Origin of the sequence: Candidatus Enterococcus leclercqii, from assembly GCF_009933135.1 — a bacterium.
Classification (GTDB): domain Bacteria; phylum Bacillota; class Bacilli; order Lactobacillales; family Enterococcaceae; genus Enterococcus_C; species Enterococcus_C leclercqii.
The window spans coordinates 34033-47898 of the sequence record NZ_MAEH01000017.1 but is presented as its reverse complement, the minus strand read 5'-3'; the positions used below and the strand labels follow the sequence as shown (position 1 = coordinate 47898).

The following is a 13866-nucleotide window of genomic DNA, read 5'->3' as shown; positions in this document are numbered from 1 at the left end:
ACAAAAAAAGGCGATAATCATTTTTTTAAGTGATTGAGCTTTTTGAGTATTTGAGCAATATTGTAAGTGCTTACAAGTTGACTTCGGCCGGGTTTCTTGTGAGGTGGGAGGAACACTAATTTTGAGAAAGATTATGGAGGCTTAGAAAAATGTCAAATCTTAGAATGAAAAAAGTTGCGCTGTTTGCTTCACTGCTGTTGCTTCCTTTAATGGCAGCTGGTTGTGGAAATGATTCGAAAGGTTCGAGTGATGGGGGAAATAAAGAAGGAAAGACCGAAGTTAAAATCACTTGGCGAAATACTGGTGATCATGACAAGATGCAAAAATTCTTAGATGAGGAGTTTATTCCAAAATTTGAAAAAGAGAATCCAGATATCAAAGTAACACCTTCTTCTATAACAGCTAGTGAAGGCGATTATTTTTCAAAGGTTGCGCTGTCTATGCAGTCAGAAAGTACCGCACCAGATATTGTTGCAGAGGATTCATTCATGTTGAATTCTGATGCGAATGCCGGCTACTTGACACCGCTGGATGAGTACGTAGCAAAGTGGGATGAATGGAGCAATTATACTGAAAATCTGAAAGCAGGCTCAATTGCACAAGATGGCAAACTATATGCAATTCCGGGAACATCGGATTCTCGTGGTATTTGGTACAACAAAAATGTTTTCAAAAAGGCTGGACTTCCAGAAGATTGGCAGCCAAAAACATGGGCAGATATTGTGGCTGCCGCTCAAAAAGTAAAAGACAGCCAACCAGATGTAATTCCTTTTGGGATGGGGGTAGCGAAAGCAAATGGAGAATCTGTTTCAATGCAAACTTTTGAGATGCTGCTCTATGGGACTAAGGATCAGTTATTTGATACAGAGACTCGTAAATGGGATGTCGACAGTCAGGGGATTATAGACTCATTGAACTTTATCGATGAAATTTATAACCAGAAAAAATTAGGGCCCTCTCTTTCAGTTGCAATCAATAGTAACTATGGCTCTGTTATGTTTCAAGAAAAATTCCCTAAAGACGAAGTTGCAATGCTGCTAGATGGTTTTTGGAGTCAAGGAAACTGGACGGAATCTGGCGCAACACCGGTTGAGAACATGACTGAACGTTTTGGCTTTGCGGCAATGCCTACTCAAAATGGTGACGAGCCAGGGACGACTACGATGTCTGGTGGTTGGACTTGGGCGATTCCTGCAAAAGCTAAAAATAAGGATGCTTCTTGGAAAGTCATTCAAGCGCTTGGTGGTAAAGAAGAACAGGCGAAGAGAGCAATCGCAGAAGGGAATCTGACGGTTCGTGATGATTCAGCGGAACTCCCTGAGTATAAAGATCAACCATTTATTGAAGAAGCAACAGGCTTTTTGAAAAATGCGCATTTCCGGCCGGCAGATGATAAATATCCGAACGTATCCGTAGAAATCCAAAACATGGTAGAGGCAGTTGCGACAGGGTCTAAATCTCCTGAACAGGCCGCAAAAGATTATGCGACCAATGTGACGCGAATTGTTGGCGAGGACAATATCAAGAAATAGAAAGTGACGAGCATAACGGCCAGCAGAAGTTATCTAAAAGCAGTTATGCTCGTTGTCTTTACTTACTAAGAAGGTGGAAAACATGGAGAATGGAATAGCGGGGCGTCCGCGAGATGAACGTACGAAAAAGCCTTTATCAGATAATATAAAATCGATTTTCTTTTTACTCCCAAGCTGGCTTCTACTACTGGTTTTCTTTGTCGGTCCTATGGTGTTGACGGTGATATTTTCTTTCACTAACCTTGCGCTGACCGGAGCGGAAGCGAGTCAACTGCGCTTTATAGGATTCGAAAATTTTACACGAATGTTCCAAGATCCTGAGTTTCGTACTAGTGTTTGGAACACGATTGTTTTTGTATTTTTCTCTGCTGTATTAGGTCAGTGCTTTTTGGGATTTTTGATTGCCTTTTTGATGCGAGAAAAGAATAAAACGTTTCGGCGTGTAATCGGACTGATTGTGATTGCTGCATGGGTGACACCTGAAGTAGTCGTGTCTTTTTGCTGGGTAGCTTTTTTGGGAGAGAGTGGAACAGCCAACTGGTTACTGGGCTTATTTAATATTGAACCGGTAGCCTGGTTGTTTACATTTCCTATGATCAGTGTAGTCGTTGCTAATATTTGGCGAGGAACAGCATTCTCAATGATGGTTTTTCAGTCAGCGTTGGATGATATTCCTAAAGAAGTTGAAGAGGCAGCTGTTATGGATGGTGCTTCTCGTTGGAAGATAGTGACAAAAATAACGATACCGATGGTTAGAGGAACAATTGCTACCAATCTTATGCTGGTTACTTTACAAACCTTGGGAGTCTTCACGCTAATTTATACGATGACTGGTGGCGGTCCAGGTGTCAGTACAGCAACTTTACCGGTATTTATGTATAAGCAGGCTTTTGTCAGTTATCAACTTGGATATGGGACGGCTATCTCGTTAGTTCTGCTGGTTCTCGGCGCAGCAGCCAGTCTAATTTATATGAAGACGTTGAAAGTGAAAGTGTAGGTGAAAGAGTATGGTGAAAAGAAGTTATCAGATTGAAACGGTAATCCACTACATCATCCTTTCAGTGTTGGGGATCTTGTTTTTGTTACCGTTATTGTGGATGATTTTTGCTTCTGTAGATACAGGAGCCATTCAGGCGTTAAAAATGCCTAAAAGTTTTACTTTGGAAAATTTTGTTTCGATTATAACAGATGGCGGATTGGTTCGTTCTTTCGGAATCGGTTTGTTAATTTCGGGTGGACAATCGCTACTGATAGTTATTTTATGTGTGTTGGCAGCCTATCCGCTTTCTCGCTACAAGTTGCGTTATAAAAAATCTTTTATGATGACGATTTTGTTCATGACTTCATTGCCGATGACCGCTGTGATTGTGCCAGTATTCCAAATGTTTCTCTATTTAAAATTCCAAAATTCATTGATTGCGTTGACGCTCTTTTTGACCGCGTCATCTCTGCCTTACGGAATTTGGATGATGAAAAACTTTATGGACTCGGTTCCATTGGATTTGGAAGAATCGGCTTGGGTTGATGGAGCATCTACGTGGCAGGGAATTCGCAAAGTTGTTGCACCCCTGATGTTGCCAGGGATTTTTACAGTAGGAATTTTTACTTTTACAGGCAGTTGGGGCAATTTCTTTGTGCCCTATATTCTGATTCAATCTCCTGAGAAGATGCCAGCTTCTGTTTCTATTTTTCAGTTTTTTGGAAATTTCGGAATGGTCGATTACGGACGATTGGCGGCATTTTCGGTTCTATATTCCCTGCCGGTTGTAATTTTATATGCAATTTCACAAAACTTTATGTCAAAAGGATTTAGTATGGGAGGGGCTACAAAAGGATGATGAATCTGACGTTTGCAGAAGACAAGCTGCGAGGGCGAATTGATGCTTTAAAAGAATTGCGCTATCGAAATAAGCTGACATTAACAGACTGGTTTGTTAAAGAAGACTCAACAAAAGAAGAGAAGTATCCTCCAACTGATTTTACATCAGGACAAGCATTTAGCTTGGATAGCTATTGGAAAGGGCGAGATTTCTATTTATGGATTCAGCGAGAAGTTGAGATCCCTAATCATGGTGAATTGCTATTTTTATTTGACATCGGTAAAACTGGTGGCGGCTATAATTCAGGTTTTGAATCACTGCTTTTCATCAATGGCAAACCGTATCAAGGGGTAGATAGCAACCATCAAGAAGTCTTTTTAGATCAGGATTTATTGGGGAAAAAACTAGATGTTGCGCTTCGTCTGTGGTCTGGTTTAGAAGGTGGGGGCCCAGAGCAAGTGCAAAAACATGAGTTTCGTCGAGCTGAGTTAGTGGAGCTAGATCGAGAAACGGACGGACTATATTATCTATCGGATGTTGTTTTGAATACGATTCAAGAATTGGACGGAAATGATCCTGTTCGATATCAATTACTGGATATTTTGAATCGCGCCTATTTAGAGATTGACTGGTCTTATCCGGGGAATGAATCTTTCTATGATTCAATTAAAAAGGCTGCCTCCTATTTGTCAGATGCGGTAGATGATATGGAAAAAGACGGCAATGTTGTGATTACGGCTGTTGGCCATACACACATTGATGTAGCTTGGTTATGGCGACTAAAGCACACTCGAGAAAAAGCCGCTCGTAGCTTTTCAACAGTGCTAAAGCTGATGGAACGCTATCCGGAGTATGTTTTTTTGCAAACGCAACCGCAGCTGTATAAATATATTAAAACGGATTATCCGGAAATCTATGCGAAGATCAAGGAACGAGTGGCTCAAGGTCGCTGGGAAGTGGACGGTGCGATGTGGCTCGAATCAGATTGCAATATTCCCAGTGGTGAATCGCTAACTCGTCAAATCCTCCATGGATCAAAATTTATCAAAGAAGAATTTGGCCAAGAGGTGAACTATCTCTGGTTGCCGGATGTATTCGGATATTCTTGGGCCCTGCCGCAGATTTTGAAAAAAAGTGGAATCGATACTTTTATGACTACCAAAATCAGTTGGAACCAGTTTAATCGGATGCCCCACGATACCTTTATCTGGAAAGGAATGGACGGAAGTGAGGTATTGACGCATTTCATTACAACGCCAGAACCCAAGCCCCATGCTAGTTGGGCTTCCGAATGGTTCTATACCTATAATGGGCTGTTGGAACCTCAAACTGTCTTGGGTGCCTATCGTGGCTATCGTGACAAAGATATCAATCATGAATTATTAATTTCATATGGTTATGGTGACGGCGGTGGTGGTGTGACTCGCGATATGCTGGAAAAGCGCCGGCAAATGGATCGGGTACCAGGATTACCGGAAGTCAAGACTGGCCGGGCGAAAGAATTTTTTGAAAAACTGCATGAGACAATAGAAACTACGGACCATTATGTTCATGAGTGGGATGGGGAGCTGTATCTTGAATATCACCGAGGAACGTATACTTCCCAAGGATATGTAAAGAAAATGAACCGTAAAACCGAGCTTGCTTTGCGGGAGTTAGAGATGCTCTATTCTTTTGGCGAACTGCAAGGCATCGAATATCCAAAAGAGCAATTGTTTGAAATGTGGGAAGTGTTGCTGCGTAATCAGTTTCACGATATCATCCCAGGCTCTTCCATCAAAGAAGTCTATCAAGACCACAAGAAGGAATTTCAAGTAGTTACTGAAGAAAAAGAGTGTCTTTTCGAAAAGCTGCAGCAGGAAACAGAAAAACTGCTTGTAGTAAATACTGCGGCTTGGAGTCGCAATACCATTGTTGAACTGCCAAAAACGGAGCATAAGGCTTATCAAGACGATCAAGGAAATGTGTATGAAGTCATCAAAGAGAAAGATGAAAGCTATCTCCGAATTCCTGAAATTAAAGGATTGTCCGACTTGTTGTTGGTACCCACACTAGACAAGCTGAAAGAAGTTGAGGTAACTGCGCAAAAGAGTGGCAATACACTAGAAACGCCATATTACATTTTGCATTGGGATAGCACAGGACACTTTACTAGACTCTTTGATAAAGAGCATCAGAGAGAAGTGCTCAAAGGAAAGGGAAATGTGCTGCAGGTCTTTGAAGATAAACCTAAGGACTACGATGCATGGGATATCGATATTTTTTATCAAGAGAAAATGGTAGAGATTCAGTTGGAGTCCAGTGACTTGACGGCTAACAATTCTCTTTTTGCAGAACTTACGTTTAATGGGAAAATCGGTGAATCACAGCTGACCCAAAAAGTCAGATTCTACAGACACTCCCGGCGAATTGATTTTATTACCGATGTAGATTGGAGGGAACGGCAGCGCCTGCTCAAAGTTGCGTTTGATGTCGATGTGCGGGCAACTGAAGCGACCTATGATATTCAATATGGGAATGTAAAACGTCCAAATCACTGGAACACCAGTTGGGACATGGCTAAATTTGAAACCGTTGGGCATCAATGGGCCGACTTGTCTGAGCGAAATTATGGTGTCTCATTATTAAACGATTGTAAATATGGCTATGATATCAAAGGAACAGTATTACGGCTTTCGCTGCTGAAAGGCGGTATTTATCCGGATCCAACAGCGGACATCGGGCAACATGCCTTTACCTATAGTTTATTACCTCATGATGGTGATTTTTTAGTCGGAAAAACGATTCAAGAAGCATGGGAAATCAATGAACCTTTGACACTTTTAAAACGAGAAGAATGTCTTTTACCTAAGCTTGGAATTGAAATTAGTGGTGGCGTCACTATTGATGCATTTAAAAAGGCTGAAAACAGTGAGGGCTGGATTTTACGATTGCATGATTATTCTGGTGGCCGCAGTTCAGTGAAATTAATTTTGGATAGACCGGTGGACTGGTGTTATACAAACTTGATGGAACGAAATGAAAGCGAATGGGCAACGGCTTCCGCGGGAAAACTCCAACTCGATATCCATCCATATGAAGTGGTAACACTTCGTCTACAATGAGAAAAATAGGAGACAGCCGGTTGCGTGCTGTCTCTTTGTCTTTTATGTAAGCGCTCGCTGTGTCATAATTTGTGTGATGGAGGTGTGAAGATGAAGAATACCATCTACAAAAAAATTTTCTACTCTTTCTCCGTGATCATCATTTTATATACTGCCTTGATTCTTTTCGTTTTTATCTCAAAAGAACTGAGTCGACAGAAGTATGAATCCTCTGTCGAAGTGGAATTTTATCTTGAAAGAGAGGCGGCGCGGATTGACTCGCAGATTGAGACGGCGATTGATTCTACCCAGATGTTGGCTGAAAATGACGTGATTCAAAGGTTGAGTTACGCCAAAAAAACCGATTATGCGCTGTATTCTGAGGTGTTTGATCAGATGAAAGAAAATCTGTTTTCAGGCTATCAATTAGGCTACAATTTGGGAATCACTCAAGGAGCAGGAGAAATGGTCATTGGATTGAACGGCTATTTTGCTTTTGATGATTACTTGTCATTTATCGGAATAACGAAGGACAATCAAGAAGCAGAGGATTTTTTCAGTAGCAATGATCGCTATCAGACAAGAATAATCAGCGTCAATCAGAACCTGTATCTATTGAGAAAAAGTTATCGCATTGGAGATCAAAGCCCGTTATATTTCATTGTGAATTGGGATAAAAATCGCTTGCGAGGTCAAGAAATCTCGAATATTGATGGAAAATTATATTTTCATGATTCTTTGGCAGCAGATGGACAGGATACGGGCGGAGCGGACAATACGGCTCCCTTTTTACCACTGGATAGTACAGTGAAAAATGGCATCGGTCATGGACAAACTAAAAATGAAGCGGGGTTCTGGAAATATTCTGCTATTGTGCCCACTTTAGCCTACCTGTACATTGTTCCGCAAAGCGCATTGGGCTATATTCCGACAGACTCCATTATACTAATTCTTACTGTTCTATTTGGCCTTCTTTTGCTAGGCTCCTTGCTGACGATTTACTTCAGTCGTACAAATTATCGCCCATATCGGAAAATCATAACAGAAATTCAAAGTGGCGATATGGATACCGCTGATATTGAAGAAATAATCAAAAAGATTGAGGATCTGAAGAATAGTAAAGCTGATTTTGGTCGATTTCAGGAAGCAAACCTTGAGGATATTCGAGAAGTTTTTTTCAAAAATGTTCTTGTTGGGAAGTACACTCCAGTAGAAATCAAAAGGATTGTTCCCATTATCGGCTTAGAACCGCTGGAGCAGGGGGGCTTGATTGTCATTTTGACAATAAAAGGACGTTCCGCGGATGAAGAGAATTTGGGGGATCGCGAACTACTGAAAGCTCGACAGAGAATCATTGAATACAGCACAGATACTAAGAATATCCATTTGTACGTTCAACCTATAGATTCTAGCAAATTTGCTTTGACCTATTCTAGTAAAAATCAAGATATTGTTTTAGGAAGAATCGAAAAATTGCGCAATCTATTGGCCAATGACTTACATGTTTCGTCACAATTTGTCTTGTCGGTACCCTTTGAGTCGTTAAATGAGTTTGCCTCTACATTTCGAGATGTGTTCAGCTTGAACTCAGAAAGTATTTTCAAAACGGAACAAATCATTGTCAACCGTTCTTTGGACAAGGGGGTAAATTATGTCTATTCTGTAGAGGCAGAACAACGCCTCGTCCACTTAGTCAAATCGCGAAAAATCGAGGAAGCCACGGCCCTAATTGAAGGTATTCTAAGAACAAATTGCGTTGAAAAGCGCTTAGGCACTCAAGCCGTTGAAGATTTAAAGCAGGCTTTAGTGAATACGCTTAAAAGAATCATTCAAATCGCTGGAGCAGACTACTCTGATTTTTATTTCAACAACCAAGATATTTTTGATCGTCTTGTCAGCACGGACACCAAAGTGCTCTACCGTTTGTTTCTGTCACTGTTTCAAGAGTCCTTCAGTGTTGCAGGGAAAGTGCCAGAAGAAAGCCATGATGTGATGGATCGCGTCTTGGAATACATTGATGGAAATTATAAAGAAGACCTCTCGCTGTCTGATTTGGCCGATCAATTTCGATTGACAGAATCTTATCTGTCACGAATGGTCAAGGAGGGCACAGGAATCACGTTTAAAAACTATCTTAATCAACTGAAGGTCAATCATGCGAAACAATTGCTCGAAGAAGGCAAACTGATGGTGAGTGAGGTTGCCGAAGCTGTGGGCGTCAAAAACGTGAATACATTTATTCGCATGTTCAAACAATATGAGGGAGTGACTCCAGGTCGTTATCAAACCTATGGAAAAGATGGTGGCGGTAAGACGTGATGTCTGCTTTGAATTAGCTAATCTGCCTGTAAACCAAATACCGGTTCAAGCCAAACTGAAATCCCCGCAGGATTGCTTTCCTGCGGGGATTTTTCATACCATCAGATTCAGATTTGCTGCTTGAAGGCGGGGGCCAGAGGGCTATAAGATTCGGATTCATTCCCGCTCCAAGTAGTAGGTGTTTACCAAAATACCCTGATTATGGTTACCGAAGCCTTGACCGAACAGGGTCAGGCCGCCTTTATTGACTGCGTCGGGTTCAACGGCCAAGCGCAAGGTGATGAAAGGGTTGTTCTTCAGGTCCAGGTCGTCGATAGTGACTGGCGAATAGGCTTCGCCGTCAATGCCGGTATCCAGTTTGTTGACCCGCAGATGCTTGAGCAGACCGTATTGGCTGAAATTTTCATTCCACCATTTCGGTGTGTAGCGACCGCGGGTGTCGGAAAAATTGCCGGGAACGGTATAAACTGCCACCAGGACGTCATTGACATAGATGGAGATATCACTAGGCCAGACATTATTTGACAGAGGGAACTCTGAAGCAATCTCAAAGCTGATTTCCAGCATATTAGGCTCTTCATCTTCTGTAATCATATTGGGAATCTTATATTCCACAAAACCTTCGCTGAACCATAGCAGCGAAGCGTTGACACGATCAGCAGCCATGAAGTATTTGGGTTCGTCCGGCTTACCTACTAGTGCTTTGGTTGTAGCCAGTCCACAGGTAGGTGCCGCTTTAAAATCAGTAAAGTGACCGATATGGATCTCGTCATGATGAACTTTGTATCCTTGATAGACCTTTTCTGGGAAATTGATGTGGATATCATCGATTTTCAAAAAGACCATCTTCTTGTTGCGATTGATTCCTACACCTCGTTCAGAATTCAATAAGCCGGCATCCTCCATCTGTTGGACGTGACGAGTGACCATTGCATTGCTCATCTGCAGGTACTCAGCGATCTCGCCAATGGATTTTTTTTGATTGCCGATAAACTTGAGCATCTTCAGCCGCGTCTCACTGGCCAGGCATTCGTAAATAGGCAACGAGTGCAGATCTAAGTCGATTTCCATAAAAAATCATCTCCGTTTTAACTGAAAGGTTAATTTGATATTCGCTGGACCCAGTATACTATGTAATCGATTTAACTGTAAAGTTGTTTTTGATATATATTGTTTTAAAAGCGTTGACAGCGATTACAAGGGCTGTTAATTTATACGTGTAGCAAGCAGGAACAAAACAAAAAATACTTTTAAGTTAATTTTATAGCAGAGAATTTTAAAGTATAAATAACTTAAAAGTAAAATATGGAGGGAACGGAATGAACACCAAGAAATTAGCAGGAGTTGTGTTGTTGGCCGGTGCAAGTTTGATGATGTTGGCAGGTTGTGGCGGTGGAGATTCTTCATCCGGCGGTTCGTCATCCGCAAGCAAAAATGAGATTACTTTCTGGAATCCATTTGTAGGTGCTGATGGGGACAACATGAAGAAGTTGATCGATGACTACAACAAAACCAATCCCGAGTACAAAGTAAAAAACGTCTCTTTGAAAGAAAGCGATATGTATACCAAAATTCCTACTGTTGTCAATTCGGGCAAAAATATCCCTGACTTGAATATTGTCCATGCTGAACGAATCAAGCAATACAAAGACAACGACATGTTGGTGACTTATGATGACGCGCTGAAGGACTATCCTGATATCAAAGGCGAAAACTATGTAGCAGAAGCTTGGAATCTTGGTGAGATTGATGGTGCTCGTTACAGTGTGCCGTTAGATATCCACAGTTGGGGTGTTTATTACAATAAAGAGTTGCTAGACAAATATCTGCCGACTGCATTAGATGACAATATCATTACCTTTGATGAAGTGGAAGAAATTGGTAAAAAAGCAGAAGCTGATGGCATTCGTGGTTTGGGAATCACCTGGGCTAAACCGAACTTCTTGTCACTGTTCGCTCAAGAAGGTGGTCAGTTAACTGAAGATGGCACAGCTCCGACATTGGATACAGAAGCTACCAGAAAAGCAATTCAACGCTATGCAGACATGTACAAGGAAAAAATTACTACTCGTGACGGTGAAGATCCGGCGCAATTGTTCTTGTCAGGTAAGATGGTGCTTTATCCAGAAGGAATTTGGATGCGCAATCAAGTCAAAGAAGCAAAATTTGACTGGGGGCTGACGAATTCACCACAATTGTCGAATGACTTATCTCAAGCTGTTAACTGGGCATCGTCTCACCAATTCGTAATGTTCAAAAACAAAGATCGCTCGGAAGAAAAAACCAAAGGAATCATGGAATTTTTGAACTGGGTACGAACCAATTCCTTGGAATGGGCTAAAGCAGGACAAAACCCGGCAACGCTGGATCTATTGAACAACAAAGAATACACCGATATGGAACAATCTTTGTTCACCAGCACGCCAGAAGAACAAGCAACATTGAAAATTTTCGATTACAAATACAATGGTTATGTAGCAGAATATCTTGATGCTCATGCTTTGGATGTTGTCTTCGGTAAAATGACTGTTGATGATTTTGCGACAGGTATGCAAAAAGAAGTAGCTGACAAAGTTGCAAAAGATAGTTCCAATAAGTAAGCAATCTTAGGAGTATGACATAAGGCAAGACTAGGCTGAATAACTTTCGAACCATATTGAAATAGTGAATCTGGTCATCTTCACGGCTGATGAGTCACCGGCGGAAACAGGCGCAATATTTATATGGTTCGAAAGTTTTCTGTCTTTCGGGGTCAAAGTAAACGGGTACCCCTCTTTACATACTCCTGCGAGGGTGTGTCACGCTGCAGTAATTACTTCTACAGCATTTCGATCAAGAAAGGAAACAGACTATGATGGCGACGAATAGTAAACTGTCTGCTGCTTCAAGCACAGGAAAGCAGGGACATAAAAAGCTGGTACCTTGGTTGTTTGTAGCTCCGCATTTAGTCATTTTTACAATCTTCTTTTTAATTCCAGTAATCTTTGGGATTTATATCTCATTTACTGACTGGGACCTGTTCGGCTCGCCGACTTTTATCGGCTTGGACAACTATAAAGAACTCTTTTTCCAAAAAGATTCAACATTCTATGAACAGTTGCGAATTGGTTTAGCCAATACTTTCAAATTCGTGATTTTCTCCGTTCCTTTTTGTATCGCGGTGCCGTTGTTGTTAGCTGCGGCTCTGAATACCAAACCGAAATTGGGTAAGCTTTTCCAATCGATTTTCTACATGCCGTCTTTGTTCGCTATTTCGGCAGTTGTAATCATCTGGACGCTGATTTTTAACGTGAACTATGGACCGGTAAATACAATGCTGAATTCAGACATTCCTTGGACAGGGACACAGCCTTATGCATGGGTGACTTTAGTCGTGGTGACTGTCTGGTGGACAATCGGTGGGAATATGGTCATTTATCAAGCCGCACTAAACGGAATTTCGAAGGATTTCTATGAAGCTGCGGATATCGATGGTGCCAGCGCTTTTCAAAAATTCACGAAAATTACATTGCCGGCGATTAAAGGGCAAATCTTGTACACCTTGGTAATGACCACCATTGCACAGTTCAATATTTACGGGCAACCTTTGATGCTAACTGGTGGTGGCCCCAACAATTCAACACGGGTGCTTTTGATGTATATCCAACAAAATGCGTTTGGCTCTGGGCAGTCTATTGCCGGTATTGCTTCGGCTATGGCTGTGATTTTAGGGGTTTGTATCATGATCGTATCGGCAATTCAATTCAAGTTGCTGCGTAAAGAAGACTAGGAGGAAATTGTGATGAATAAACATAAAAAATTCTCTGTTTCACGAATCGTCGCCTTCTTGTTTTTATTGGCGATGGCTTGTGTCTGGATTGTACCGTTGGCATACGGCGTCTTGACGTCATTTAAATCCGAGATGGAGCTGATGACTTCAGGATTTAAGATTATGCCTATCGAATGGGTCTTGACCAACTATCAAGAGCTGTTGGTAAATAATACTTCAACGCCATTGGTTCGCTGGTTTTTGAACTCATTGTTGATTTCCGTTTCGCATACATTACTGGTGCTGGTAGTGGTTTCTTTATCTGCCTTTGCTTATAGCCGATTGCAGTTTAAAGGCAAGAACTTTCTATTTTCTTTCTTGTTAGCGACGATGATGTTCCCAAGTGTTGTGAACTTGATTCCGCTATATAAGATTGTGGACATTCTTGGTTGGGTAAATACCCCGTTGGCTATGATCGTACCTGGAGCTGCCGGAGTATTCAATATTTTTCTAGTTAAACAGTTCATGGACAATATTCCAAAAGACTTCGATGAAGCGGCTCAGATTGACGGCGCGAACGAAGGCACAATTTTCTTCAAGATTATTCTGCCATTGATTAAGCCGGTTTTGCTGGTAGTAGCGTTGTTTGCATTCACCGGTTCTTGGAATGACTTTTTGTGGCCGTCTATTGTCTTCAACGATATCGAAAAAATGCCGATCACATCTGGATTGCAGCTTTTACAGGGGATGTATGCAGCTAAACCGACATTGTTGATGGCGGGTGCTCTGATTGCTATCGTACCAACCTTTATCTTGTACTTGTTTGCACAAAAATACTTTTTGGAATCCATGTCACTGTCAGCTGGCGTGAAAGGGTGAGAGAAATGAATCGAAAAGCAGAACGGCGGATGGCGACTTTGATGGGAATTTGGCAGGTTATTGACGGTCTGATTACTATCTTGTATTTCGGATTATACAAGCTTGCCCCTTTGAGTGGAAAGATGGGCGCACAAGCAATTGATCAGGCCAACCAGACAGTCAACAGCAGCATGTTCACGCTGACTTGTACCTTTGGCTCGTTGTTAATTGGCCTGGGGATTTTGAATTTGGTGACAGCTAAGCGATACATGAAAGACAGTCAAAGAGACAAAAAATTTGGTTTATTTTTCTTAGGGCAGGGTCTGTTTTCTTACTTTATTCTGGATATTCCATCCATGGTTTTAGGCATCGCTTGCGGAGTAGTTTACTTTGCTAAAAGCAAAGCTTCACGAAAAGCGGGCTTGGCACCAGTTAAAATCAGTCGTTCTTAAGTGTGTCAGTTACAAATAATTAAAGCGTTCGTAGCCGTCATGGGAGAAGGTTGC

The 13866-nt window shown here is 41.6% G+C and carries 10 protein-coding genes; 9 read left to right on the top strand and 1 reads right to left on the bottom strand.

The features are described from left to right. The first annotated feature begins 149 nt into the window (after positions 1-149). The 5 genes from BAU14_RS11480 (at position 150) to BAU14_RS11460 (ending at position 8754) form a co-directional block, all read left to right on the top strand. Positions 150-1532 carry an extracellular solute-binding protein gene (locus BAU14_RS11480; RefSeq protein WP_161900257.1) on the top strand — a complete coding sequence of 461 codons (1383 nt, stop codon included), beginning with the start codon at positions 150-152 and terminating at the stop codon, positions 1530-1532. 82 nt (positions 1533-1614) lie between these two features. Beyond that, the gene (locus BAU14_RS11475) at positions 1615-2529 is read left to right on the top strand and encodes a carbohydrate ABC transporter permease (protein ID WP_161900256.1); all 915 of its coding nucleotides are present in this window, start codon (positions 1615-1617) and stop codon (positions 2527-2529) included. Between the two features lie 10 nt (positions 2530-2539). Further along, positions 2540-3370 carry a carbohydrate ABC transporter permease gene (locus BAU14_RS11470; protein WP_161900255.1) on the top strand — a complete coding sequence of 277 codons (831 nt, stop codon included), beginning with the start codon at positions 2540-2542 and terminating at the stop codon, positions 3368-3370. After that, a complete protein-coding gene (locus BAU14_RS11465) occupies positions 3370-6456 on the top strand; it encodes an alpha-mannosidase (RefSeq protein ID WP_202622229.1) in 3087 nt (1028 codons plus the stop codon). The genes BAU14_RS11470 and BAU14_RS11465 overlap by 1 nt, the downstream gene beginning before the upstream one ends. Before the next feature lie 90 nt (positions 6457-6546). Then, positions 6547-8754, top strand: coding sequence for a helix-turn-helix transcriptional regulator (locus tag BAU14_RS11460; RefSeq protein ID WP_161900254.1), 2208 nt, complete (start codon positions 6547-6549; stop codon positions 8752-8754). A 156-nt stretch (positions 8755-8910) separates the two neighbouring features. Here the strand turns inward: BAU14_RS11460 and BAU14_RS11455 are convergent, their stop codons facing one another. Continuing rightward, positions 8911-9825 carry an ArsR/SmtB family transcription factor gene (locus BAU14_RS11455; RefSeq protein ID WP_161900253.1) on the bottom strand — a complete coding sequence of 305 codons (915 nt, stop codon included), beginning with the start codon at positions 9823-9825 and terminating at the stop codon, positions 8911-8913. 248 nt (positions 9826-10073) lie between these two features. Here BAU14_RS11455 and BAU14_RS11450 point away from each other — a divergent pair, with 248 nt between their 5' ends. From BAU14_RS11450 to BAU14_RS11435, 4 genes are all read left to right on the top strand, one after another. Further along, positions 10074-11354: an extracellular solute-binding protein gene (locus BAU14_RS11450; RefSeq protein ID WP_161900252.1), complete on the top strand. Its 1281-nt coding sequence runs from the start codon at positions 10074-10076 to the stop codon at positions 11352-11354. Between the two features lie 254 nt (positions 11355-11608). After that, on the top strand, positions 11609-12523 hold the full coding sequence (locus tag BAU14_RS11445) for a carbohydrate ABC transporter permease (protein ID WP_202622228.1): 915 nt from the start codon (positions 11609-11611) through the stop codon (positions 12521-12523). A 12-nt stretch (positions 12524-12535) separates the two neighbouring features. Next, the gene (locus BAU14_RS11440) at positions 12536-13381 is read left to right on the top strand and encodes a carbohydrate ABC transporter permease (RefSeq protein WP_161900250.1); all 846 of its coding nucleotides are present in this window, start codon (positions 12536-12538) and stop codon (positions 13379-13381) included. A 5-nt stretch (positions 13382-13386) separates the two neighbouring features. Continuing rightward, entirely contained in the window at positions 13387-13812 is a 426-nt protein-coding gene (locus tag BAU14_RS11435) for a hypothetical protein (protein ID WP_161900249.1), read from the top strand. The last annotated feature ends 54 nt before the right edge of the window (positions 13813-13866 follow it).

Excerpts from the sequence above, each read along its gene's own strand:
- BAU14_RS11480 (WP_161900257.1), top strand. The coding sequence starts at position 150 with ATGTCAAATCTTAGAATGAAAAAAGTTGCGCTGTTTGCTTCACTGCTG.
- BAU14_RS11475 (WP_161900256.1), top strand. The coding sequence starts at position 1,615 with ATGGAGAATGGAATAGCGGGGCGTCCGCGAGATGAACGTACGAAAAAG.
- BAU14_RS11470 (WP_161900255.1), top strand. The coding sequence starts at position 2,540 with ATGGTGAAAAGAAGTTATCAGATTGAAACGGTAATCCACTACATCATC.
- BAU14_RS11465 (WP_202622229.1), top strand. The coding sequence starts at position 3,370 with ATGAATCTGACGTTTGCAGAAGACAAGCTGCGAGGGCGAATTGATGCT.
- BAU14_RS11460 (WP_161900254.1), top strand. The coding sequence starts at position 6,547 with ATGAAGAATACCATCTACAAAAAAATTTTCTACTCTTTCTCCGTGATC.
- BAU14_RS11455 (WP_161900253.1), bottom strand. The coding sequence starts at position 9,825 with ATGGAAATCGACTTAGATCTGCACTCGTTGCCTATTTACGAATGCCTG.
- BAU14_RS11450 (WP_161900252.1), top strand. The coding sequence starts at position 10,074 with ATGAACACCAAGAAATTAGCAGGAGTTGTGTTGTTGGCCGGTGCAAGT.
- BAU14_RS11445 (WP_202622228.1), top strand. The coding sequence starts at position 11,609 with ATGGCGACGAATAGTAAACTGTCTGCTGCTTCAAGCACAGGAAAGCAG.
- BAU14_RS11440 (WP_161900250.1), top strand. The coding sequence starts at position 12,536 with ATGAATAAACATAAAAAATTCTCTGTTTCACGAATCGTCGCCTTCTTG.
- BAU14_RS11435 (WP_161900249.1), top strand. The coding sequence starts at position 13,387 with ATGAATCGAAAAGCAGAACGGCGGATGGCGACTTTGATGGGAATTTGG.